General features: G+C 73.7%; 20 protein-coding genes. 9 read left to right on the top strand and 11 right to left on the bottom strand.

What is annotated here, in order from left to right:
• Window positions 1–80 precede the first annotated feature (80 nt).
• Window positions 81–284, bottom strand: a complete 204-nt coding sequence (locus ACFWPI_RS01575; protein WP_380376195.1) for a hypothetical protein — start codon at window positions 282–284, stop codon at window positions 81–83.
• 482 nt (window positions 285–766) lie between these two features.
• Here ACFWPI_RS01575 and ACFWPI_RS01570 point away from each other — a divergent pair, with 482 nt between their 5' ends.
• The 3 genes from ACFWPI_RS01570 (at window position 767) to ACFWPI_RS01560 (ending at window position 3,621) form a co-directional block, all read left to right on the top strand.
• Window positions 767–1,369 carry a TetR-like C-terminal domain-containing protein gene (locus ACFWPI_RS01570; protein WP_380376197.1) on the top strand — a complete coding sequence of 201 codons (603 nt, stop codon included), beginning with the start codon at window positions 767–769 and terminating at the stop codon, window positions 1,367–1,369.
• Window positions 1,370–1,762: 393 nt separating this feature from the next.
• Entirely contained in the window at window positions 1,763–2,755 is a 993-nt protein-coding gene (locus ACFWPI_RS01565; RefSeq protein ID WP_380376200.1) for an Acg family FMN-binding oxidoreductase, read from the top strand.
• A 161-nt stretch (window positions 2,756–2,916) separates the two neighbouring features.
• Window positions 2,917–3,621, top strand: a complete 705-nt coding sequence (locus ACFWPI_RS01560) for a TetR/AcrR family transcriptional regulator (RefSeq protein ID WP_063352140.1) — start codon at window positions 2,917–2,919, stop codon at window positions 3,619–3,621.
• A 217-nt stretch (window positions 3,622–3,838) separates the two neighbouring features.
• Here the strand turns inward: ACFWPI_RS01560 and ACFWPI_RS01555 are convergent, their stop codons facing one another.
• The gene (locus ACFWPI_RS01555; protein ID WP_380376203.1) at window positions 3,839–5,476 is read right to left on the bottom strand and encodes an amidohydrolase; all 1,638 of its coding nucleotides are present in this window, start codon (window positions 5,474–5,476) and stop codon (window positions 3,839–3,841) included.
• Between the two features lie 37 nt (window positions 5,477–5,513).
• The gene (locus ACFWPI_RS01550; protein ID WP_380376205.1) at window positions 5,514–6,932 is read right to left on the bottom strand and encodes an APC family permease; all 1,419 of its coding nucleotides are present in this window, start codon (window positions 6,930–6,932) and stop codon (window positions 5,514–5,516) included.
• Between ACFWPI_RS01550 and ACFWPI_RS01545 the strand changes: the two genes are divergently transcribed.
• A complete protein-coding gene (locus tag ACFWPI_RS01545; protein WP_380334845.1) occupies window positions 6,819–7,304 on the top strand; it encodes a TetR-like C-terminal domain-containing protein in 486 nt (161 codons plus the stop codon). The genes ACFWPI_RS01550 and ACFWPI_RS01545 overlap by 114 nt on opposite strands.
• Before the next feature lie 101 nt (window positions 7,305–7,405).
• Here ACFWPI_RS01545 and ACFWPI_RS01540 read toward each other — a convergent pair whose 3' ends face one another.
• Together ACFWPI_RS01540 and ACFWPI_RS01535 are read right to left on the bottom strand one after the other, a co-directional pair.
• Window positions 7,406–8,002 (bottom strand): hypothetical protein, encoded by a 597-nt coding sequence (locus ACFWPI_RS01540; RefSeq protein WP_380376208.1) that lies wholly within the window; start codon window positions 8,000–8,002, stop codon window positions 7,406–7,408.
• A gap of 80 nt (window positions 8,003–8,082) precedes the next feature.
• Complete coding sequence (locus ACFWPI_RS01535) at window positions 8,083–8,640, bottom strand: hypothetical protein (protein ID WP_380376210.1); 558 nt, start codon at window positions 8,638–8,640, stop codon at window positions 8,083–8,085.
• A gap of 232 nt (window positions 8,641–8,872) precedes the next feature.
• Here ACFWPI_RS01535 and ACFWPI_RS01530 point away from each other — a divergent pair, with 232 nt between their 5' ends.
• From ACFWPI_RS01530 to ACFWPI_RS01520, 3 genes are all read left to right on the top strand, one after another.
• The gene (locus tag ACFWPI_RS01530) at window positions 8,873–11,620 is read left to right on the top strand and encodes a BREX system ATP-binding domain-containing protein (RefSeq protein WP_380376212.1); all 2,748 of its coding nucleotides are present in this window, start codon (window positions 8,873–8,875) and stop codon (window positions 11,618–11,620) included.
• Between the two features lie 130 nt (window positions 11,621–11,750).
• Window positions 11,751–12,710, top strand: a complete 960-nt coding sequence (locus ACFWPI_RS01525; RefSeq protein WP_380376213.1) for a helix-turn-helix domain-containing protein — start codon at window positions 11,751–11,753, stop codon at window positions 12,708–12,710.
• A 174-nt stretch (window positions 12,711–12,884) separates the two neighbouring features.
• Entirely contained in the window at window positions 12,885–13,919 is a 1,035-nt protein-coding gene (locus ACFWPI_RS01520) for a helix-turn-helix domain-containing protein (protein ID WP_380376215.1), read from the top strand.
• A 13-nt stretch (window positions 13,920–13,932) separates the two neighbouring features.
• Here ACFWPI_RS01520 and ACFWPI_RS01515 read toward each other — a convergent pair whose 3' ends face one another.
• From ACFWPI_RS01515 to mdlC, 6 genes are all read right to left on the bottom strand, one after another.
• On the bottom strand, window positions 13,933–14,844 hold the full coding sequence (locus ACFWPI_RS01515) for a VOC family protein (protein WP_380376217.1): 912 nt from the start codon (window positions 14,842–14,844) through the stop codon (window positions 13,933–13,935).
• 46 nt (window positions 14,845–14,890) lie between these two features.
• Complete coding sequence (locus tag ACFWPI_RS01510; RefSeq protein WP_380376219.1) at window positions 14,891–15,619, bottom strand: YoaK family protein; 729 nt, start codon at window positions 15,617–15,619, stop codon at window positions 14,891–14,893.
• Window positions 15,600–16,124 carry a DoxX family protein gene (locus ACFWPI_RS01505; protein ID WP_380376222.1) on the bottom strand — a complete coding sequence of 175 codons (525 nt, stop codon included), beginning with the start codon at window positions 16,122–16,124 and terminating at the stop codon, window positions 15,600–15,602. The genes ACFWPI_RS01510 and ACFWPI_RS01505 overlap by 20 nt, the downstream gene beginning before the upstream one ends.
• A gap of 48 nt (window positions 16,125–16,172) precedes the next feature.
• Window positions 16,173–16,835: a hydrolase gene (locus tag ACFWPI_RS01500; RefSeq protein ID WP_063352131.1), complete on the bottom strand. Its 663-nt coding sequence runs from the start codon at window positions 16,833–16,835 to the stop codon at window positions 16,173–16,175.
• A 92-nt stretch (window positions 16,836–16,927) separates the two neighbouring features.
• Window positions 16,928–18,823 (bottom strand): amidohydrolase, encoded by a 1,896-nt coding sequence (locus tag ACFWPI_RS01495; protein ID WP_380376224.1) that lies wholly within the window; start codon window positions 18,821–18,823, stop codon window positions 16,928–16,930.
• Window positions 18,824–19,151: 328 nt separating this feature from the next.
• A complete protein-coding gene (gene mdlC, locus ACFWPI_RS01490; RefSeq protein WP_380376227.1) occupies window positions 19,152–20,762 on the bottom strand; it encodes a benzoylformate decarboxylase in 1,611 nt (536 codons plus the stop codon).
• Between the two features lie 254 nt (window positions 20,763–21,016).
• Here mdlC and ACFWPI_RS01485 point away from each other — a divergent pair, with 254 nt between their 5' ends.
• The gene (locus tag ACFWPI_RS01485; RefSeq protein WP_380376230.1) at window positions 21,017–22,177 is read left to right on the top strand and encodes an anion permease; all 1,161 of its coding nucleotides are present in this window, start codon (window positions 21,017–21,019) and stop codon (window positions 22,175–22,177) included.
• Window positions 22,174–22,419, top strand: a complete 246-nt coding sequence (locus ACFWPI_RS01480; protein ID WP_380376232.1) for a hypothetical protein — start codon at window positions 22,174–22,176, stop codon at window positions 22,417–22,419. The genes ACFWPI_RS01485 and ACFWPI_RS01480 overlap by 4 nt, the downstream gene beginning before the upstream one ends.
• Window positions 22,420–22,443: the final 24 nt, after the last annotated feature.

The raw sequence follows: 22,443 nt of genomic DNA, 5'->3' as shown, positions 1-22,443 counted from the left end.
CCGGCCACGCACTCCCGGTCACGTTCAGTACACCCTCAAAGTGGCCTGGCACCCGCCCCTACCTGCGGAAACGCCCTAACTCACCGGCATTGCAGGTCAGAAGGCACTTTCGTGTTTCCGCCCCCGATCCGGTCCAGCCTCAGCTGAAACGCGCAGGCTAGTTCCTCAGCGCCTGTGGAGTCGATCAGTGGCGACCGGGCCGCCTCGCTCTCCGGCGCGTTGACCGCATCGAGGTGCTGGAGCAGAGCGAGCACCGCGGCGTATTTACTGCGCGTGATTTCCATGGGCTCGCCGACTGTCGCGAGGGCCCGCTGCGGCAAGCAATGCCCAGGGGGGCCTGGTGGGCGACGGGGATGTTCGAGTCACAGAGCAGTTCGTCGAACCGTCCGGCGGTGATGGTGTCGAAGTGTATGGCCAGCTCCTTTGGTCACGTTCCGTGACCATGGCCGTGGATGAGGGGCTGCGGACACCTGGGGGTGTGCAGCAGGGGTCAGCTCTGCCCGGTGCTCGCGAGGGAGTCGTGGGCCTGAGATGCTGGTGGGCCTCCGAGGGGTCGAGCGGCACAGGCAGTCGGCAGTGACCAGAAGGCCGGCAGATCGCTTCGCGGCACGGAATCGGCACACATGAGGCCGAGAAGCGCAGAGAAGTTGCGAGAGCCTCAGAGATGTATTCTCGCAGGTCAGAGCCCCAATGGTCGACGTTTCCGCAGGTCAGAGGCTCGCCCGGGGAAAACTTAAAAAGCAGTGATCGATGCGATACTGGCCGCATGGCCGCTACGACGCCCCCTCCGTCCGGCAACGGCAACGGCAGCCGGCCCGGCGGCCGCTCCGCGAAAGTCCGAGCGGCTGTCCACCGGGCCGTCCAGGAAGTGGTGGCCGAAGGCTCTCCCGACGTGCTGACGATCCCGGTGGTGGCCGCCCGCGCGGGCGTGCACGCCACCACGGTCTACCGCCGGTGGGGCTCCGTCGGCGAACTGCTCGCCGACGTCGCGACCAGCCGCTTCACCGGGGACATCGTGGTGCCGGACACCGGGAGCCTGCGCGGGGACCTGGAGCGCTACGCGTTCGACCTCGCCAAGGACCTCGGCGACCCGGACACCCTCGCCCTGGTGCGCGCCACCATCGGCACGGGCGGAGAACAAGGTGCCGCGGCGTGCCGCGGAGAGCGCGAGCAAGGGCTCGAAGCCGTCCTCGGGCGGGAACGGGCCCGGGGCGATCAGCCCCCGACCCTCGAACACACCGCGGACGCCGTCCTCGCGCCCCTCTACTACCGCGCCGTCTTCACCGACCTGCCGCTGACCGCCGAATGGACCCGCACCCTCGTGTCGCGCCTGCTGTCGCCCGGTCCGGTCCAGCAGCAGGCCTCCTGAGGTTCGCAGGAGGCCCGAAGAACCTGTTCGGTCGGTGGATGCGAGTTGCGGTACTTCCGTGGTCGGGGAGTCGGCCGGGTCGACGGGGATCAGGTGGAGGTCTCCCGGAGGGCGCTGCGGGAGACCGGGATCATCAGGTCGACGAGCCGTTCGACGACGTCGCGCAGCAGGTCGCAGACCGTCGCCGAGTGCGAGGCGGCAGGGCTGTTCGGCCCTCCGGCGGGCCGTGTCCGCGGGGGCGGCGCGGGCCTGCCCGGCGAAGCCGGACGCGTCGGCGGGCACCGGTGCCGCTCGGCCGTGGGGCCGGGGCCTTAGGACCCTCGCTCGGCACCACCGGATCGGCGGATGCTTGAACCACCGGAGCTCCCCGCCGAGAACAGGGAGTGATCAACCATGACCACCGAAACCGCCCTCACCACTGCCGATCTGCACCTGTTGGCCGAAGCCGGAGGCCTGGCGCCCTCGCTGCACAACAGCCAGCCCTGGCGCTTCCGTCCCACGCCCGACCTGCTCGGCCTGGAGGTCCGCGCCGACCTGAGCCGGGCCGTTCCGGCCGCCGACCCGGCCGGCAGGGCGCTGCACATCTCGATCGGCGCCGCCCTGTTCAACCTGCGGGTGGCCGCCGCGCACCTCGGCCGCGAGGCCGCCGTCCGGCTGCTGCCGTCCGGCGAAGGCGCGCAGCCGTGTGCCGTGCTCGACCTGTCCGCGCCGGCCCGCACACCGCTGCCCTTCGGCGCCGACCTCTACCCGGCCATCGCCGGGCGCCACTCCAGCCGGCAGCCGTTCACCAACCGGGACGTCCCCGAGGCACTGGTCGCCGAGCTCATCTCGGCGGGCCGGGACGAAGGCGTCACGCTCACCGTGCTGGAGGAGGACGGGGTGCGCCGCGTGCTCGCCCTCACCTCCGAGGCCGAGGCCCGGATCGCCGCCGACGTCACCCGCGAGGCCGAGACCCACCGCTGGCTACGGCTGGAGCCCTCCTACGACGGCATCCCGCTCGCCGCCCTCGGCTCGCACGACCGCGACGCCCGCGTCCCGATGCGCGGCTTCGCCGGTCACCCGCCGCACCACAGCACCCCGGCCGAACGTTTCGAGGCGCTGCCGCAACTGGCCACCCTCACCACCCACCTCGACAGCCGGGCAGACTGGCTGCGCACCGGACAGGCCATGGAACGGGTGTGGCTGCTGGCCACCGTCCGCGGCCTGCGTGCCTCCGTCCTGCACCAGGCCGTCGAGATCCCCGACACCCGCTGGCGCCTGCGCGACCCGCACGAGGGACCCGGGCACGTCCAGCTCGTGCTGCGCCTCGGCTACGGTCCGTCCGGTGCGGCCAGCCCGCGTCGCCGGGTCGAGGACGTCCTCGACCCGGCGCCGTCGGCGTCGTAGAGCAAGCCGGTGGGGCCCTGGGCCGCGGCTTTCAGCGGGATCGCGATCTGGCGCTCTTCTCCGGCGGCCAGGGCCGGGAGGGTGCACAGGACCTCCTCGGGCACGGCGGAAATGCGAGCCTTCCCTGGCTTACGTCAAGCTTGTTGACCTACGCTGCCGGTATGAGCGAACGGGTAGTCCCCGAGCCCCGGCGGCAGCGTCGGCGGCCCACCAAGCAAGGCGTCATCCTGTCCAGGGAACTGATCGTCGACACCGCGTTGCGGCTCATCGAGCAGCACGGCGCCGACGCGCTCACCGTACGGCGGCTCGGTACCGCGCTCGGCGCCGATCCCAGCGCCGTCTACCGCTACTTCCGCAGCACCGACGACCTGCTGCTCGCCGTCGCCGACGAGCTCATCGGCCGCGCCCAGTACGGTTGGCAGGCCACTGGTGACTGGCGCGCCGACCTGCGCGCCATCGGCCTGCGAATCCACGCCGCCTACCAGGCCCACCCCCAGGCCGCGCTGCTCGCCGCCCACCGCACCACCGGCCGAACCTACGAGATCGCCGCCGTCGAGGCCATCCTCGGCGTCCTGCGCGGGGCGGGCTTCCCCGACCGCGAGGCCGTCCGGATCTACCACGCGTTCGTCGACCAGAGCCTCGGCTTCGCCGCGCTCGACGCCGCCGCCCTCGCCCTGCCCGCCGCGGCCCAGGCCGCCGACCTGGAGGTCTGGCAGGCCTCCTACGCCCGGCTCGACGCCACCACGCACCCGCACATCGCCGCCACCGCCCGCCTCCTCACCAGCGACATGCGCCGCAGCGGTTATCCCTACGCCCTCGACCTCCTCCTCGACGCCGCCGAGGCCCGTCTCCCGGCGACGGGCTGAGCGCGGGCGACGGGCCGAGCGCGGGCGACGGGCCGAGCGCTGCCGGATCCGAATCGGCCCTCGGAACCGGGCCGATCGCTCCCGGCTGCGTCGGCGACCGTCACGGTGCCGACGCAGCCCTGGCGCCTACGCGTTCCTGGGTACGTTTCACCACTTCGTGCGGGGGATCCCGGTAGTGCCCTGAGACGCCGGGGCGCCGACTCCCCCCCCGGGTGGGTCAGTCCGCCGCGTGGACGAGCCGGCCGCCGACGTAGGTGCGCAGGACGCGGGCGTCGGCGATCTCCTCGGCGGGGGCGGTGAAGAGGTCGCGGTCCAGGACGACGAGGTCGGCGAGGTGGCCCGCCGTGAGGGTGCCGGCGTCGTCATGGCCGTTGACGTGCGCGGTTCCGGCCGTGTACGCCGCGAGGGCGGAGGCCAGGTCGAGGCGCTGCTCGGGGAGGAAGACCCGGCCGTCGGCGGCCCCCGGCTCCCTCCGGTTGACGGCCACGTGAACGCCGGCGAGCGGGTCCGGGCTGCTCACCGGCCAGTCGCTGCCCGCCGCCAGGGTGGCGCCCGCGCGCTGGAGGGCGCCGAAGGGGTACTGCCAGGCGGCGCGCTCCGGGCCGAGGAACGGGATCGTCAACTCGTCCATCTGAGGCTCGTGCGCGGCCCAGAGCGGCTGGATGTTGGCGATCGCGCCGAGCCGGGCGAAACGGTCGAGGTCATCCGGGTGAACCACCTGGAGGTGGGCGAGGTGATGGCGGGTGCCGCGTCGCCCGTTGGCGGCGCGGGCGGCCTCGACCGCGTCCAGCGCCTCGCGGACGGCCCGGTCGCCGAGGGCGTGGAAGTGCACCTGGAAGCCGAGCGCATCCAGCTCGGTGACGTACCCGCGCAGGGCGGCCGGGTCGACGAAGCTGAGGCCGGAGTTGGCGGTGGCGCAGCCGCAGCCGTCCAGGTAGGGGCTGGTCATGGCAGCGGTGAAGTTCTCGGCGATGCCGTCCTGCATGATCTTCACCGAGCCGGCCCGGAACCGCCCCTGGCTCAACCCTGCACGCCGCTCGACCAGTTCGGGGATCTGCTCGGCCCCTCGGTCGCGGTCCCACCAGAGCGCGCCGGTCACCCGGGCGGTCAGCGCGCCGGAGCGCGCGGCGGCCAGGTAGGCGTCGGACGGATCCGGCTGGCCGTTGAACTCGCCGAGCAGCGCGTCCTGCCAGCCGGTGATGCCGAGCGAGTGCAGCAGCCGTTGGGCGCGCAGCAGCCCGTCCAGCCGGTCGGCGGCGGTGGAGGGCGGGATCAGCCGGGCGACCAGGCCGGTGGCGCCCTCCTGGAGCGTGCCGCCCGGAGTGCCGTCCGGCTCGCGCTCGATCCGGCCGTCCGCCGGATCGGGGGTGTCCCGGGTGAGGCCGGCGAGCTCCAGCGCCCGGGTGTTGGCCCAGGCGCCGTGGTGGTCGCGGTTGGTCAGGTACACCGGGCGGTCCGGGACGACGGAGTCCAGCAGTTGCCGGGTCGGCAGCCCGCCCTCGAAGCTCTCCATCGACCAGCCGCTGCCGGTGATCCACGCCTGGCCGGGATTGGCGTCGGCGTACGCGCGGATCCGCTCCAGGTAGTCGGCGACGCCGACCGTGCCGGTGAGGTCGCAGACCGCCAACTCGGTGCCGCCGAAGACCGCGTGGATGTGCGCGTCCTGGAATCCGGGCAGCAGCAGCTTGCCGGTGAGGTCCACGACCTCCGTCCCCGGCCCGATCAGCTCCCGGACCTCGTCGTGGCCGACGGCGGTGATCCGCTCGCCGGTCACGGCCAGGCTGGTCGCCCGGGTGCGGGCTGCGTCACCGGTGTGGACCGGGCCGCGGGTGAAGACCAGATCGGCCTCGGGCATGGGGGGTGCTCCGTTCTCTCGTGGCTTCTGTGGATCGTCAGTCGGTGTCGGGCAGGAAGTAGGGCGAGCGCCGCCGCCAGCGGGCCCAGGCGGCCGCCGGTAGTCCGGTGACGATCATCATCACCGTCACGGTCAGCTCGAACCACCCGTTGTCGGCGGCTAGTTCGAAGTGGTCGGCGGAGTCGTAGAACGACCAGGCGAGATAGCCGCCGACGGCGAGCAGGGTCGCCGCGCCCAGCAGCGGGCCGACCACCGCGCGCAGCCCCTCCAGCGGGTTGCTGCGCAGCAGGTGCCGGAACCGGACGGCCGCCGCGACGGCCGTCAGCGCGTAGTACAGCGCGACGATGATGCCGATCGCGTTGACGGAGGCGGAGATCAGGTCGTTGACGGTGGGGATGACGATCGAGGCCAGCGCGAGGGCCATCGCGATGCCGGTGATCAGGAGCGTGCCGACGGCGGGCGTCGCGTGCTTCGGGTGCAGCCGGGTCCAGACCGGGCCGAGCACGCCGTCGCGCCCCATCGCGTACATTCCGCGCGCCGTCGGGATCACGGACGATTGCAGGGAGGCCACCGCGGAGAACATGAGCGCGATCAACGGCAGGGCGGCCAACGGCTGGTGGGCGAGCGTCGTGCCGAAGTAGGCGAGCCCGTGTGCGCCGTTGTCGGCCAATTCGTCGAGTGGCAGCACCCGTTGGAAGGCCGTACCGGCGAGCAGGAAGAGCAGCAGCATCACCACCAGGGCGAGCATGCCGCCCCGCGAGGCGTCCCGGGGGCTGCGCACCTCCTCGCCGACGCTGAACACCGACTCGAAGCCCCAGTAGCAGAACACCGCCAGCACCATGCCCTGGGCGAGCGCGTCGAAGGACGGGATGTCGAACGGGTTGAACCACTGCAGTGAGAACGGTTGGTCGCCGGCGAACAGTCCGTACCCGCAGAAGCCGAGCAGCACCGCGTACTCGAACACCAGCAGCGCCTTCTGCAGCCGGGCGGCCAGGTCCAGGCCGCGCACCGCCACCAGCGCCGCGCCGGCCAGGACCACCAGGCCGAGCAGGGTGCACTGGACGGTCGAGTCGGCGTCGAGGCGGAGGCCCGCGACGCTGCGCACGTGGGCCAGGTCGAGGAGCTGGATGATGGAGGACCCGGTGACCGTGGTGGTGTAGGCCATGAAGACCACGGTGCCGACGGTGTTCACCCAGCCGGTGAGGAAGCCCAACCAGGGGTTGAGTATTCGGCCCACCCAGCGGTAGCTGCTGCCGGCGTCCGGCTCAACGGCGTTCAGTCGCCCGTACCCGCCCGCGATGGCGAGCACGGGCAGGAAGGCCAACAGCATGATCGCGGGCAGGTGCAGGCCGACGACTCCGGCCATCAGGCCCAGGCCGATGCCGATGCTGCTGGTGGCCGCCGTACTGGAGGCGGCGATCGTCGCCCCGTCCAGCAGGCCGATGGACTTGTGCATGGTGACGTGGGGGCTGCTCGTGTCCGGTCTCGGAGCGTCGCCCGTGGCCTTCACCGTCGGTGTCAACGGATCACCGCCTTGCTCGTGTGGGGGAGGGGTGCGAGACATGAAACCGGTGGCGTCCCTACACGTCAATGCTGTTGTCATAAGAGCTGGCGCGCAGGAGAGCGCGAGCAAGGGCTCGAAGCCGTCCTCGGGCGGGAACGGGCCCGGGGCGAACAGCCCCCGACCCTCGAACACACCGCGGACGCCGTACTCGCGCCCCTCTACTACCGTGCCGTCTTCACCGACCTGCCGCTGACCGCCGAATGGACCCGCACCCTCGTGTCGCGGCTGCTGTCGCCCGGTCCGGTCCAGCAGCAGGCCTCCTGAGGTTCGCAGGAGGCCCGAAGAATCCTGTTCGGTTTTCTGGGCGAGGACCGGAGGGAACTCGATCGTCGCAGGTCGGGGGGCGCGGCTTCGGCCCCGTTGCTTCAGGTGTTGAGCAGGCGGTTGAAGAACGAGCGGTAGCGCTGGAGCGCGACGCGCAGTTCTTCCGTCGGCACCTCGTCGCCGCGGTGCCACTGGCCCTCGAGGTCCTGCTTGTGCGCGGAGAAGGTGGTGGCGAGTGCCTGCATCGCCTCGGCGACCAAGTTGTCGGCCGCGGACACGGCGTTGCGCGGGTCGTCGACGAATTCGCCCTGGATCTTCTGCCACCGGGAGCGGAACTCCTCCTGCTGCCCGCCCAGCAGGGGTTCGTTCTCGGCGGATTCCGAGCCCTCGGTGCGCTCGGACGGCTCGGCTGCCTGGGTGTAGCCCCTTTCCTGGTCCTCTTCCTGTCCGCGCTCCTGCTCGTGCTCCTGCTCGCGGTCCTGCCCGTGTTCCTGCCCGTAGTTCTGCTCGCGGCCGCGGTCTTCGAGCGTGAACTCCTGCTCGCCGCTCCGCTGTTCGGTGGTGGCTTCCCCGGGGAACGCCGGTGGCGAATCCGCCCCGGAGGTGTCGTTCTGTTCGTCGGTGTCCTGTCGGGCGCCGGCCAGGTCCTCCGTGGACAGGCCGCCCTCGACCGGTTCGGATGTTGCTCGGCTGTGCATCTCTTCACTTCCCTTTCGGCAGTTCCGGTCGGCGGCCGTCGCCGGTCTCGCCCCGTCGGCTCAACTCGCCGGTCCGGGGCTCACGCACGGCTGCCCTGCGGACGGTCGCCGTTGTGGAGCAGTTCCTCGAACAGGGTGCGGTAGTGCACCATGGCGCCCCGCAGTTCTTCCGTGGTCGCCTGGTGGCGGCTGCTGCGGTCGTTGACCTCGTGGGCGGACCGGAAGTGCGTCAGCACGCTCCCGTGTTCGACGGAGAGGTCCTTGAGCTGCTGCTCGTACCCCTCGGTCGGGTATCCGCGCTCGCTCATGAGCGTGGTGACGAGCCGGTCCGCCTCGTGCACCGTGTCGTCGGGCCGGTCGACGAACTGTTCCTGCACCCGTGCCCAGTCCTTGGCGTAGCGGTCACGGGCACCTGGTGACAGCGGTTTGATGTTCAGCGAGTCGTGGCGCGACTCGCGCTTGCGCAGCTCCCGGTCGGCGGCGAAACGGCCGTCCTTCGCCTCGGCGGTCCGGTCGTACTCCGGGCCGAACCGTTCCTGCAGATGGCGGCGGCGGATGGCGAACGTCGCCACCAGCGCGGCCACGACCAGAAGGGCGAAGACGATGACGAGGACTGCGATGAGGGTCCCTGTTGACATTTGGGTCCTCCGCTTGTAGCTCCGGACCTCCCTGAACGGCGCGTGCCCTGCGGCCCGGAGCCAAAACGCGGACGAACCGAAGAAGTCGAACGACGTGCCACGGCGGACGTGCCCGATCACGTTGAGTGGCCCACGGCGACCCGGGGAGCGTCCGACGGCGTGCCCGGAGACGTTGACGGACGGTAGCCTTGGCTGCCCGTGGAGTGACCCGGGCGGACCCGAGGGGGCAAGGGTGGCGGAGGACGGGCGGGTGCCGGGGCTGGTCGGGCGGCAACGGGAGACGGAGTTGCTGACCGCGGCGCTGGTCCAGGCCGTGGACGGTGCGAGCGGTTCCACGGTCCTGCTGCGCGGTGAGGCCGGGGTCGGCAGGAGCACACTGCTGGCCTGGGTGGAACGGGCGGCGCGGGAGCGGGGGTTCACCGTCCTGCGGGCGCTCGGTACGGAGGCGGAGACGGATCTCGCGTTCGGCGCCCTCCACCAGGCCTTCCGCTCGCTGCTCCAGCACACCGACGCCCTGTCCGCGCACCAGCGGGAGGCCCTGGAGAGCGCGCTCGGCGTCCGGGCCGGCACCCCGAGCGGGTTCGCCGTCGGCGCCGCCGCGCTGGCCCTGCTGGAGGAGGCGGTGCGGACCGCCCCGGTGCTGCTGCTCCTGGACGACCTGCACTGGATCGACTCCTCCAGCGCGAGCGTGTTCGCCTTCCTGAACCGCCGCTGCGCCGAGCTGCCGGTGGTGATCGTCGCCGCCACCCGACCGGGCGGACCGGCCGCCCGGACGTGGTCGGCCGAGACCGTCGACGTGCGGGCCCTGCCCCGGGCGGACGCGGCGCTACTGCTGGGCGCCCGCTACCCCGACCTCGCCGCGCCCGCCCGGGACCGGGTCCTCACGGAGGCGGCCGGGAACCCGCTGGCACTGGTGGAGCTGCCGCGCCAACTGGCGGCCGCCCAGCAGCTGGGGGCCGCCCCGCTGCCCGAACGGCTGCCACTGGGACGGAAGTTGGAGCGGATGTTCGCCGACCGCCTGGGCGCCGTGACGCCCGAGGTCGGCCGCCTGCTGCTGCTGGGCGCCCTGGCCACCGGTACGGAGTCCGCCACCGGGGCGTGGCTGCGCGCCGTCGCGGACGAGAACGCGCGGGAGATCCTGGAACGGATCGAGGCGGACGGGCTGGTCCGGCTCGACCGGGCCGGACAGCTCGTGTTCCGGCACCCCCTGGTCCGTACCGCCGTCGTCTCCACCGCCTCCGACAGTGCCCGCCGGGAAGCGCACCGGGCCCTGTCCGCCGCCCTCGCGCCGGATGACCCCAGGCGGCTGGCCCACGAGGCGTCGGCCGCGCTGTTGCCCGACGAGGCACTCGCGCAGCGGCTGCAGGAGGCGGGGCGCGACCTCGCGCGTCGAGGGGGCGACGCGGAGGGCGCGCTGCTGCTCGAACGCGCCGCCGCCCTCAGCCCCGGCTCCTGCGACCAGACCCGCCGGCTCACCTGGGCCGCGGTGATGGCGGCGCGCGGCGGGCAACTGCGCCACTCCGTGGACCTGGTGGAGGAGTTGAAGTCCAGTACGGTGCCGCAGGACGTAGCCCCGCTGTTCGCGTACGCGGTGGTCTACGCCGACCAGAGCCACCACGTCGACTTCGAGTCCTCCGCCGCCCTGCTGCCCGCGGCCCTCGACGCGCTCACCGCCCCGGGCGCCGACACCTTCGGCGGGCTGGTCGACCAGGTGTACTTCAAGCTGCTGCTGGCCGCCAGCTACACCGACGACCCGTGGGTGTGGCACGCCCTGGAACGGCACCGGGAGAACGTCTCCGAGGTGGGGCGGTTGTGCCTGCGGGCCTGGACCGCCCCCGGCCCGGAGGTCGCCGAAGCGTTGCGGACGGTGGCCGGGGCCATGACCGAGGAGCAGGAGGCCGGTGCGGCCTGGCTCCTGCTGTGGACCGCCTCCGCGCTCGACTGCCCCGAGGGCGACCTGTGGCGGCGCTTCACCGGCTTCCACGGCTACGCCACCCAGGGCTCGGTGGCGAAGGCCAAGTGCCACCAGGACTTCCTGCTCGGGCACTGGGACCGGGCGGCCGCCTGCCTGCGCGAGGCCGAGATCGCGGACGAACTCGGCTATCACACCAACGCCCTGATGTTCCGCCAGTACTACGCCCACTTCCTGGCCGGCCGGGGTGACGAGGACGGCCTGCGGGAGATCGAGCAGGCCGTCCGCCCGGCCGCCACCCGGGGGCGGATGCGGTACGTCCTGGACCGCCTGACCCACCTGCGCGGCCTGGCGGCGCTCGCCCACGGACGCGACGAGGAGGCGTACGCGCACTTCTGCGAGCTCACCCCGCCCGGCCGGCTGCCCAACGGGTCGCCGTGGCGCCACGCGCTGGTCCTCGACCTGGTGACGGCCGCCGTGCACACCGGCCGCCACGAGGAGGCCCGGGACCACCTCGCGGCCGGAGCCGCGGCGCGCTCGGCGGAGATCTCCGGCCGCCACGCCTTCCTCTTCGCGGCCGCCACCGCCCTGGCAGCCACCGCCCCGGCCGCCGCCACCGACGACGACGAGGCCGACGACGCCTACCGCGCCGCGTACGCCGTACCCGGCGCCGAGCGGTGGGCGTTCGACCTCGCCCGGCTGCGGCTCGCCCATGGCTCGTGGCTGCGCCGGCGCCACCGGCCCGGGGCCCGGGAGGCGCTGCGCGCGGCCCACCATGTGTTCCGTCGCCTCGAAGCCACCCCCTGGGCCCGGCAGTGCGAGGCGGAACTCCGGGCGGCCGGCGACTCGGTGGCGCTGCCGCCGGGCGGACCGGTCGCGGAGCCGGCCGGCCTCAGCGGTCACGAGCTGCGCATCGCCCGGCTGGCCGCGACCGGGCTGACCAACAAGGAGATCGGCCGGCAGCTCCAACTGTCGCCCCGCACCGTCGGGGCCCACCTCTACCGGATCTTCCCGAAGCTCGGCATCACCACCCGGGCCGCGCTCGCCCACGCCCTCGACGGCGGCTGACCTGCCGGAACGTCTCCTCGAACCGCCCTTCCCGGGCACGGCAGTCAGATGACCTAACGGCACGTCGTGCGCGCGGTCCACGCTGTACCGCGCAGGGCTTCGACGGAAGGGCGGTCAGATGGGCGTGCGGGTGACGACCGCGTCGGTCGCGGACGAGGAGAAGGCGGCGTTCTGGAGCGCGATGGTGTCGCGGACGCTGGTGCCGGTGGAGGTGCACCCGCTCACCGGGCGGCCGTTCGACGGACTCCTGGAGTCGCACCGGCTCGGCTACGTACGGATCTCCACCCTGGAGGCGGACGCCGCCCGCCTCTCCCGTACGGCCGACCTGATCGCCCGGGCCCCGCGCACCGAGCCGCAGGTCGGGGTCGGGGTGCAGGTGTCGGGCCGGGCCGTGCTGGAGCAGGACGGGCGCCGGGCGGAGGCGCTGCCGGGCGGGCTCGTGCTGTACGACACCGAGCGGCCCTACGCCGTCGATTTCCCGGAGCGCTTCCGCACCCATCTGGTCCACCTGCCGAGCCGCCTGCTCGGTGCGGCGGAGCGCGACCTGCGGCACGCGGCGGGCACCGCCGTCGGCCCCGCGGACGGCTGCGGGCCGGTGCTGGCGCCCTTCCTCGGCGCCTTGGCCGCGTCCGCCCGGTCGCTCCCCGCACCGGTCGGAGACCTGCTGGCCGGACGCGTCGCCGACCTGGTGAGCGCGCTCGTCGCCCACCTGGTGGCCGACCGGGCCACGGACGAGCCGGACGGCCCCGACGGGCACCTGGTCCGGCGGGTGCGGGAGTACATCGACCACCGGCTGGGCGATCCGGAGCTGACACCCGAGCGGATCGCGCGGGCCCACCACATCTCCGTGCGGTACCTGCACCGGCTCTTCGAGAACGAGGGAGTGACGGTGAGCCGCCTCGTCCAGCAGCGCCGCCTGGAAGCCTGTGCCCGCGAGCTGGGCCGCCGCGGTCGTACGGCCCCGACCGTGTCAGCTGTCGCCCAACGCTGGGGCTTCGTCAACCCGGCGCACTTCAGCCGGGCCTTCCGCGCCGCGTACGGGGTCCCGCCGCGCGAGTGGCGCTCGCTCCGGAACGACGAGGCCGGCTGACCGGGCCGCCGAGCCGTCTGCCGAACCGAACCGTCCGCCGAGCCGTCCGCCGAAGGGCACGATCGGGCCACCGTCCAGGCGGTCGACACCGTGCACCTCGCCCCGCACAGCCGTTCCTGGTGGGCCCTGATCGGCCGGCCCTCCGAAGAGAAGTACATCCGAAGAGGAGTACAGATGTCCGTCGTCCTCGACACCGCAGGGGTACCGGCCGCCGACCGCGCCGAGTACTGGCACGAGGCCGTCTCCCGCACCTTCATCCCGCTCGACGTCGCCCTGCACGAGGACGCGCCCGCGCCCGCGGCGATCACCAGCCACCGCCTGGGCGCCGTGCAGGTCTCCCTGGTCCGGGCCGGACCGCAGCGGGTCGAGCGCAGCGCGGGCCTGATCGCCCGCGGCGGGGGGGACCACCTCACCCTGGCGCTCCACCACCGTGGCACCGCCCGGCTGGCCCAGGACGGCCGCCAGGTGGAGCTGCGCCCGGGCGCCTTCGCGATCTCGGACGCCGGGAGGCCGTTCGTCAAGGAGCTGCCGGAGCCGTTCGTCTTCACGGCGTTCCACTGGCCGCGCTCGGCGGTGGGCGTCACCGAGGAGGACCTGCGGGTGCTGACCGCGACGGCCTTCGACACCCGCGACGACACCGCCCGCCTGGTGGCCGCCTACCTGGAGTGCCTCTCCCGGTCCGCCGGTTCGATGGAGCCGCAGGTGGCCCGCCGGCTCGCCGCCACGGCGCTCGACCTGCTCGCGGTGCTGGCCCACGAACGGCGCGGCCGGTCCGCCCCGGAGGCGCCCGAGGCGGCCCTGGCCACCCTGGCCCGGGTGAAGGACCACATCCTGCGCCACCTGGGGGACCGGGACCTCTCGCCGGAGCGGATCGCCGGGGCCCATCACGTGTCGGTGCGGTACCTGCACAAGCTCTTCCGCTTCGAGGGGGTGACGGTGGCCCGCTGGATCCAGCGCCAGCGGCTGGACATGTCCCGCCGGGACCTGGGGCGTCCGAACGCGGGCCGGGCGACCGTGGCGGCGGTCGCCGGCCGGTGGGGCTTCGTGAGCGCCAGTCACTTCAGCCGGGCCTTCCGGGCCGCCTACGGGGTCTCGCCGCGCGAGTGGCAGGCGTGCGCACTGGCGGGCCCGGCCCGGGGAAGCGCGGTGCGGCCGGCCGGGCAGCCGGTCCCGGCCGCCCGGCCGGCGGGGTACGGCATCGCGGTGTGACCGCCCCCGCCGCTCACCGGCCGTTGTGCAGCTCCGCGACGTAGCCGCCGGGGAACCGCACCATCGCGGTGTCCCGGCCGCCCGCCCGGACCGGGCCCGACAGCACCGAGGCGCCGGCGGCCTTCGCCCGCTCCAGGGTGGCGCCGAGGTCCGCCACGCCGTAGCCGGTGAGCTCCTGGCCGAACGGGTACGGCAGGTGGCCGTCCGTCACGGCGACCGTCGTGGTGCCGAAGCCGGAGGTGAGGCGGACGAGCCGGTAGGCGGTGCCGGGCAGTCCGATCGCGGCGCCGTCGGCCCGGCGGTCGTCGGAGACGATCCGGCCCTGGGTGAAGGCGAGGAAGCTGTGCAGGAAGGCGCCCACCGCGTCCGGTGACAGGTAGAGCCGGTTCTCCGGCACGCTGGCCAACTCGGGGTAGGACGGCGGGGTGGTGTGCACGTAGAGCTGGGCACTGACGCCGCCGGGGAACTGGACGACGGCGTCCCGGCCGATCGGGTCGGCGAACGGCGCCACGGTGACGGCGGCTCCGTCGGCGCGGGCGGCGCGGACCGCCTGGTCGAGGTCGGTGACCAGCCAGCCGGTGCGCTCGGTGCCGAACGGGTACGGGACGGGCGTGGTGTAGTCGAACACCGACAGCGTGCCGACCGGGGAGAGCACCAGCTCGGAGAGCGTCCGGCTGGGCGTGGGCGTCACCTGGGTGGCGTTCGGCCCGATCGTGCTGCCGCCGAAGGTGGCCACCCAACTGGCCGCGAACGCCTGCTCGGTGCCCGGTTCGACGTACACGTGGGTGGAGTCGTACTGCGGGCCGACGGCGAAGGTGTGGCGGCTGGCCGGTGCGGGCTGGGCCGCCGAGGCGGCGGGCAGGGCCGTCAGCGCGGCGATCGCCGCGGCGAGCGGGACGAGGCGTCGGGCGAAGCGTCGCATCATGGGGAAGCTCCTGATGTTCTGACGTTGTGACGGTGCGGTGGGTTGCTCAGACTGTCGGCGCGGCCCAGGGGGCGTCGGGGCCGTCGGCGGCCGAGAGCCGGTGGGCGGCCAGCGCCGTGCCGAGGAGCAGCAGGGCGGCCAGGGCGAGGGCCGCGGCGGGCCGCCCGTGCAGGACCAGCGCCGCGCCGGCGAGGCCGCCGAGCAGCATCGCCAGGGCGGAGAGGATCCGGCGGCCCGGGCGCGGCGCCGTGCCGCCGGCCGCCGTCGAGTCGGCGGCGAGGCCGGTCAGGGTGAGGGTGAGGACGGTGGTGGTCAGGTCGGGTACGGCGAGCCGCCGGGCGACCGCGTTCTGCAGGCCCATGCCCAGGCCCAGCAGGACGATCAGGACGTAGTCGGCGCCGCCGGCCGCGGCGGTGGCGGCCGCCGCGGCCGTCAGGGCCGTCTGGACGCCGACGGCCACGGCCAGCAGGCGTCCGCGGTGGGCGGCCGACCGGCTGCCGAGCCGTCCGCCGACGAGTGCGCCGGCCAGGAAGGAGGCCAGCGAGACGAGTGAGGCGGTGGCCGACAGACCCGGGGCACCGGCCAGGGCGAAGCCGAGGAAGACCACGTTGCCGGTCATGTTGGCGACGAAGACGTGCCCGAGGCCGAGGTAGCTCACGGCGTCGACCACCCCGGTCGCCACCGTCAGCAGCAGCATCAGCGGGGGGAGGGGCCCGTGCCGGTCGGTGCGCGGCGGGGCGAGGGTGCGCAGGGCGTCAGTCAGCAGGGCGCGCAACGGCGGCCGCCTCCTCGGGCGCGGGCGGGTGGTGCAGGACCACCCGGGTGAGCAGCCCGCTCGCCGGGCCGAGCACGGCGGCCGCGACCGACAGCCAGAGCGGCCAGGCGGTCAGGCCGACGGCGTGGTCCACGGACCACCGGCCCGGGCCGGTGAGGGCGAGGGATCCCGCGACGACGACCAGCACCAGCGGGTACTCGTAGCCGTCGTCCTGCACCCAGAGCCCGTGCGGCAGCTTGACGGTCATCGCCACCGTCATCACCCCCATGGCGACCATGGCCGCCGGCGGGGTGAGCGCGCCCAGGGCCAGGAACAGGCCCGAACCGACCTGCCCGGCGCCCGCGGCGAGCGCGGTGAGCGTCCCGCCGCGGAAGCCGTCGTGCCGGAACTCCTCCGTCCCGCCGGCGAGGCCGTTGCCCCCGAGGCGGTGGCTCACCTTCTGTACCCCGTGCCCGGCGATGAGCAGGCCCACCACCACGCGGAGGATCAGCAGTCCGGTATCCATCGTGTCCTGTCCCTGGTCCCTGTTCTGACGGAGCGTCGGTGGTGGGTGTCAGCCGGCGGCGTGCTCGCCGATGACGGCCTGGGCGTAGACGATCCCGAGGCCGTACGCGCCGCCGTGCTCCTTGACGATCTCCGTGACCACGCCGTACGTCTCCGTCCGGGCCCAGTCGCGCTGGAGCTCCAGCAGCACCTGGACCCAGGTGACCGGCACCGCGCCGGCCTGCGTCATCCGCTGGATCGCGTGCTCGTGGGCCTGCGGGGAGACGCCGCCGGAGGCGTCGGTGACGACGTAGACCTCGTAGCCCTGGTCGATCATGGACAGCACCGGCAGGACCAGGCAGACCTCGGTCCACAGGCCGGCGATGACGACCTTGCCGCGCCCGGTGGCCTTGACCGCCTCGACGACCGCCGCGTCCTCCCAGGCGTTCATCGAGGTGCGGTCGAGGACCTCGGCCTTGGGGAACACCGCCGCCAGCGGCGGCAGCAGCGGGCCGGAGAAGGACTCGGCGGCGACGGTGGTCAGGACGGTCGGCACCTCGAAGGCCCGGGCGGCCTTGGCGAGGCCGACGGTGGCGTTGACGATCGCGGTGCGGTCGCCGCTGCCGGTGCCGAAGAACATCTGCGGCTGGTGGTCCACGAACAGCACCACGGCGTTGTCGGGGGTCAGCAGGTCGGGGCTCGGGGTGGGGCTGACCTGGGTGAGGTCGACCATGAGGGGGTTCCCTTCGGTGTGTCTCGGCAGGGCCCCAGCGCGGTGCTCCGCGCGGGGGCGGGGGAGGTGGATCAGGGGCCGGGGGAGGTGGATCAGAGGAGGAAGCAGGGGTCGAACGGCTGGTGGTGCTCGTCCGCCAGGCCGCGCGCGACCCGCCAGCGGTGGTGCAGCTGCGACTCGGTGACGACCTCGCCGAGCAGCTCCGCCTGGCGGGCGCCCGCGCCGGAGGTGCGACCGGAGGCCTGGTAGCCGCCGAAGTGGGCGACCGGGCTCCAGCCGGGGCTGACCGGCGGGAGCTCCTCGTCCATGCCCTCGTACTCGGCCGCCGCGTGGACGATCCGGCCGCCGACGACCGTCAGCAGGGACTCGATGGACGGGATCTCCGGCTCCGGCACGGTGAAGTAGTCCTCGGACAGGACGGCCAGGTCGCCGTAGCAGCCGGTCCGCAGCACGCCCTTGACGTCCTGCTCGCCGGTGAGGGCGGCGCCGGCCGTGGTGTACATCGCGAGCGCGGTCGCCCGGTCCACCCGGTTCTGCGGCGGCCGGATCGCCGACCCGCCGACCGTGCGCCCGGAGACCAGCCAGTGCAGGGCGACCCAGGGGTTGTACGAGGACACCCGGGTGGCGTCCGTACCGGCGGCCACCGTCAGGCCGCGCTCCAGCATCGCGCGGATCGGCGGGGCCTCGGCGGCGGCGCCGATGCCGTGGCGGCGGGTGAACACCTCGCCCTGGAAGGACAGCCGGTTCTGCACCGACAGCGAGCCGCCGAGGGCCGCGATCCGGTCCAGGCTGTCCCGGGAGACGGTCTCCGCGTGGTCGAAGAGCCACCGGTTCCCGGCCGGGAAGAGCCCCTCGGCGGCGAGCTTCTCGAACACCGCGAGGTCGCGCCGGATCGTCTCGTCGTAGGTCGCGTGCAGCCGAAAGCCCCAGCCGTGCTCCGTCAGCAGGCGGACGGCCTTCTCGAACTCGCCTTCGTAGGGGCCGAGTTCGGGGCGTGGCTCGGCGAAGTTCTCGAAGTCGGCGGCGGCCCAGGTGAGGTTCTCGCCGGCGCCGTTCAGCCGCAGCCAGGCGTCGCCGTCCCCGGGGCGGACCGTCTCGATCCAACGGGTGAGGTCGTCGAGCTCCTGGCCGGGGGTCTGCGGGAACAGGTGGTAGGCGATGCGGAGCGTGAGCAGGCCCTCGCGGGCGAGTTCGGTCACCGTGGCGTAGTTCTCGGGGAAGCTCTGGAAGCCGCCGGCGGCGTCGATCGCGGAGGTCAGCCCGAAGCGGTTCAGCTCGCGCAGGAAGTGCCGGGTGGAGGTCGCACGGTCCTCGCCCTCCAGCGCCGGGGCCTTGGCCAGCGTGGAGTAGAGGACCAGGGCGCTCGGCGCCGCCAGCAGCATGCCGTTCGGCTCGCCGCCGCGGCCCCGGACGATCTGGCCGCCCTTCGGGTCCGGGGTGTCGCGGGTGTAGCCGACGGCGCGCAGGGCGGCGCGGTTGAGGATCGCCGACTGGTAGAGGTGGAGGACGAACACCGGGGTGTCCGGCGCCGCCTCGTTCAGCTCGGCGGGCGTCGGGAGCCGCCGCTCGGCGAACTGCTCGGCCGACCAGCCGCCGACGACCCGCACCCACTGCCCCCTGGGGGTGCGGGCGGCCTGCTCCCGCAGCATCGCCAGCGCCCGGCGCAGCGATGGCACGCCGTCCCAGCGCAGCTCCAGGACGTAGTTGAGGCCGCCCCGGATCACGTGCAGGTGCGCGTCGTTGAGGCCGGGCACCACCCGTCGGCCCAGCGCGTCGACCACGACGGTGGACGGGCCGATGGCCGGGGCGACGTCCGGGTCGTCCCCGACGACGGTGATCACGCCGTCGCGGATGGCGAGGGCGCCGGCCTGGGGGCGGCGGGCGTCGCCGGTGTGGATCTTCGCGTTGCGGACGACGACATCGGCGGCGTTCTCGGCGGCGTCCTCGACGGCGCGGGGGACCAGCCCACCGACGGGTATTGCAGGCACCTCGACGGCCTCCTGTCAGGGGATCGACCCGTTGCCCGGGTGCGGACGGCGGGTGGAGACTTCCGATTGGGCCGGGGCCACAGCCCCGCCCCGTTCGGGCTCCTGACGTGACGTTAGGCGCAGGGGTGGTGCCGGACTTGGCCCACAGCGCACCGGCCCCGTTCCGCGAGCGCACCAGCCGCCCGCAGCGGCGATCGTGCGCGGGCGGTCGATGGCGGAAGACGGAGGGGTCCGTGGTGCCGAAAGGGGGAGGTGCCCGGCTGTCGGACACCTTCCCCTGCTGGTCGCCGAGGTGCTCCTGCCGCCCGGCCCGGCCCCGCCGCGCAGGCTACAGCGCGGCCTGCTGGGGCCGGGTGGGAACGACGATGACGGTGGGGGTGTCGGCGGTCAGGGCGGCGGTGAACTCCCGCTCCAGGTCCTCGGTGGTCTCCACGTCGACGGCGTGGCACCCGAAGCCGCGGGCCACCGAGGCGATGTCCAGTCCGGGCAGGTCGAGCCCGGGCACCCCGGGGGTGTCCTCCAGCAGGGCGAACGACTTCAGGATCGAGTACTCGTGGTTGCGCATCACCACGTAGACGATCGGGAGGCGGTGCCGGGCCGCCGTGTAGAGGGCCTGCACGGAGTACTGGAAGGAGCCGTCGCCGATCAGGCCGATCACCGGGCGCCGCGTCCCCCGTTCCCGGTCGGCCAGCGCGACGCCGACCGCGGCCGGGACGGCCCAGCCGATGCCTCCGCTGGCCGTGGCGAAGAACGAGCCCGACCGGGTGGTGGGCAGCCATTCGAGCTGCTGCGCCATGGTCGAGGTCGACTCGTTGACGATGACCGCGTCCGGCGGGCGGACCCTGCTCAGGGCGGCGTAGACCTCCGGCGGGGTGAGCGGCCGGCCCGGGGCGGACGGCAGCACGCGGGGCCGCGGCATCGGCTCCGGAGCGGTGCGGGCGGATCCTTCCTCGACCAGGTCCAGCAGCAGTTCGATAGCCCGCCGGGGATCGCCGAGCAGACTGTCGCCGACCCTCGCGGCCGCGGCCGCCTCCGGGTCGCCGGTGATCTGGAGCAGCCCGGTGCCCGGGGGGAGGTAGTCGCCGGGCACGTACGGGTAGTAGCGGAACACCTCCGCGCCGATCACCACCACCAGGTCGTGCCCGGCCAGCCGGTCGCTGATGGTCTTCACCGACATGCCCAGCGGGCCGGCGAAGAGCGGGTGGTCCTCGGGGAAGGAGACGCGGTCCCCCAGCGGGGCGCCGTAGACGGCGGCGCGCAGCCTCTCCGCCAGGGCGACGGCTGCGTCCCAGCCGCCGCTGCGGTCGACCTCGGGCCCGAAGACGAGCGCGGGCCGGCGGCTGGCGGTGATGCGCTCGGCGAAGGCGCGCAGCCGCCCGGGGTCGGGGGCCACCCGCTCGCTCACCGTCCGCACCCGGGTGAAGCCGGACAGCGGCCGCTTCCAGTCGTCCATCGGGATCGACAGGTAGACCGGGCCGGCGGGCGGCTGGAGCGCCTGAGCGTAGGCGCGCATGAAGGCCTCGGGGACGTCCTCGGCGCAGGCCGGCTCGTAGGACCACTTCACCCAGGGTTTCGGCAGCTGGGTGGCCTCGCGGTTGCCGAGGTACGGCTCGCCGATCACCAGCTCCCGGTGCTGCTGGCCGGCGGTGACGATCAGGGGCGTGTTCCCGTGGTGGGCCGCGACCAGGTTGCCCAGCGCGTTGCCGGTGCCGGCCGAGGAGTGCAGGTTGACCAGCGCGGGGCGGCCGGTGACCTGGGCGAAGGCGTCGGCCATCGCGAGGGCGGACGCCTCCTGGAGCGCGAGGACGTAGGCGAAGTCCGCGGGGAAGTCCTGGAGGAACGGCTCCTCGGTGGAGCCCGGATTCCCGAAGACCGTGGTGAGTCCGAGCGTGCGCAGCAGGTCGTACGTCACGGTGCGGACGGTGGAGTGCTCAGCCATGGGTGCCAACGCTTTCACCCGGGGCGTCAGGGCCTCAGGGCTTGCAGGGACGGGTCTCGGTCCGGCCGGCCGGCAGCCTCGTGGGGCGGGACGGCGACGGGGGACGGCACATCGGTTCCGATCGTCACGCCGGCCGGCTCTTGCAGGAGAGCATCGGTACTGAGGGCCCCGCAACCGGACGAACGGGATGCCGGGCCCTGGGGCAGGGCGGGTCGGCCGCCGCCTCGGCCGGTGCGCGGGCTAGGTTCGGGTCCGTGACCGGCAACGACGCGGTCCTGGCGCTGATGGTCGCCACGGCGCTGGGCTTCGACTTCACCAACGGCTTCCACGACACCGGCAACGCGATGGCGACCTCGATCGTCACCGGCGCCCTGCCGCCGCGCGTCGCGGTCGCGGTGTCGGCGGTGCTGAACCTGGTGGGCGCGTTCCTGTCGACCGCCGTGGCGGCCACCATCGCCAACGGCCTGGTCGCCACGGGGGAGGTGACCTTGACGGTGGTGTGCGCCGGTCTGGTCGGCAGCATCCTGTGGAACCTGGCCACCTGGTACCTCGGCATCCCCTCCAGCTCCTCGCACGCGCTGATCGGCGGGATGGTCGGGGCGACGGTGGCGGCCGCCGGGGCCTCGGCCGTCAAGTGGCAGGGGCTGGTCTCCAAGGTGATCGTGCCCGCGGCGCTGTCGCCGTTCATCGCCGGTGGGGTGGCCGTGGTCGGCACCCTCCTGGTCTACCGCCTCACCCGCGACGTGCCCGAAGGACCGCGTGGGCGCGGCTTCCGGCTCGGCCAGATCGGCTCGGCCTCCATGGTCTCGCTCGCCCACGGCACCAACGACGCGCAGAAGACCATGGGCGCCATCACCCTCGCCCTGATCGCCAACGGCACCCTGCCCACCGGGGCGAAGGCACCGGACTGGGTGATCCTCTCCTGTGCGCTGGCGATCGCCCTGGGCACCTACATCGGCGGCTGGCGGGTGATCCGGGCCCTGGGCAAGGGGCTGGTGGAGATCGAACCGCCGCAGGGGATGGCCGCCGAGTCGGCCTCGGCCGCCGTGATCCTCTGCTCCACCGACTTCGGCTACTCGCTCTCCACCACGCACGTGGCCACCGGGTCGATCCTGGGCTCGGGGGTCGGCAGGAGCGGCGCCGTGGTGCGCTGGCAGCTCGCCCGCCGGATGGTGACGGCCTGGCTGCTCACCCTGCCGGCTTCCGCGCTGGCCGGCGCGGTGGCCTACTGGGCCGCGAACGGGATCGGCGGGACGGCCGGCGTGGTGGTGATCGTCGGCGTGCTGCTGCTGGCATCGGTCGCCTTCTTTGCCGCCTCCCGCCATCCGGCCGTGACGCCGGAGAACGTCAACGCCGCGTGGACCGGTTCGGTGACGCCGGAGCCGGTCAAGGCCAAGGACGAGGTGAGCCCGTGAACTCCTGGATCAACCTGGACGCGGTGTGGAAGATCGTCGTGGTGGGCCTGCTCACCGGCGCCGGCCTGCCCGCGCTGTTCGCCCTCGGCCTGCGCCTGCTCAACCCGACCGGCGCGGCCGGCGAGCCCGCCGCCGTCCGGCCCGCCGCCGGGCCGGTCGGCTCCACCCTGGCGGCACTGATCTTCGCGGTGGTGCTCGCGGCGATCGGCTGGGGCATCTCCGTCATCGTCGGCCACCGCTGACCGCCCGCCGTCCAGGCCGTCTCG

Source organism: Kitasatospora sp. NPDC058492 (assembly GCF_042720685.1).
Lineage (GTDB): Bacteria > Actinomycetota > Actinomycetes > Streptomycetales > Streptomycetaceae > Kitasatospora.
Note: the sequence above shows the minus strand (reverse complement) of the source record. Positions and strands in the feature narration are given on the sequence as shown.

Coding starts and splice junctions, on each gene's coding strand:
- ACFWPI_RS01550 (WP_380376205.1), bottom strand. CDS start 6,932: ATGCACAAGTCCATCGGCCTGCTGGACGGGGCGACGATCGCCGCCTCC.
- ACFWPI_RS01555 (WP_380376203.1), bottom strand. CDS start 5,476: ATGCCCGAGGCCGATCTGGTCTTCACCCGCGGCCCGGTCCACACCGGT.
- ACFWPI_RS01535 (WP_380376210.1), bottom strand. CDS start 8,640: ATGTCAACAGGGACCCTCATCGCAGTCCTCGTCATCGTCTTCGCCCTT.
- ACFWPI_RS01505 (WP_380376222.1), bottom strand. CDS start 16,124: ATGGATACCGGACTGCTGATCCTCCGCGTGGTGGTGGGCCTGCTCATC.
- mdlC (WP_380376227.1), bottom strand. CDS start 20,762: ATGGCTGAGCACTCCACCGTCCGCACCGTGACGTACGACCTGCTGCGC.
- ACFWPI_RS01560 (WP_063352140.1), top strand. CDS start 2,917: ATGAGCGAACGGGTAGTCCCCGAGCCCCGGCGGCAGCGTCGGCGGCCC.
- ACFWPI_RS01500 (WP_063352131.1), bottom strand. CDS start 16,835: ATGGTCGACCTCACCCAGGTCAGCCCCACCCCGAGCCCCGACCTGCTG.
- ACFWPI_RS01575 (WP_380376195.1), bottom strand. CDS start 284: ATGGAAATCACGCGCAGTAAATACGCCGCGGTGCTCGCTCTGCTCCAG.
- ACFWPI_RS01515 (WP_380376217.1), bottom strand. CDS start 14,844: ATGATGCGACGCTTCGCCCGACGCCTCGTCCCGCTCGCCGCGGCGATC.
- ACFWPI_RS01520 (WP_380376215.1), top strand. CDS start 12,885: ATGTCCGTCGTCCTCGACACCGCAGGGGTACCGGCCGCCGACCGCGCC.
- ACFWPI_RS01565 (WP_380376200.1), top strand. CDS start 1,763: ATGACCACCGAAACCGCCCTCACCACTGCCGATCTGCACCTGTTGGCC.
- ACFWPI_RS01540 (WP_380376208.1), bottom strand. CDS start 8,002: ATGCACAGCCGAGCAACATCCGAACCGGTCGAGGGCGGCCTGTCCACG.
- ACFWPI_RS01570 (WP_380376197.1), top strand. CDS start 767: ATGGCCGCTACGACGCCCCCTCCGTCCGGCAACGGCAACGGCAGCCGG.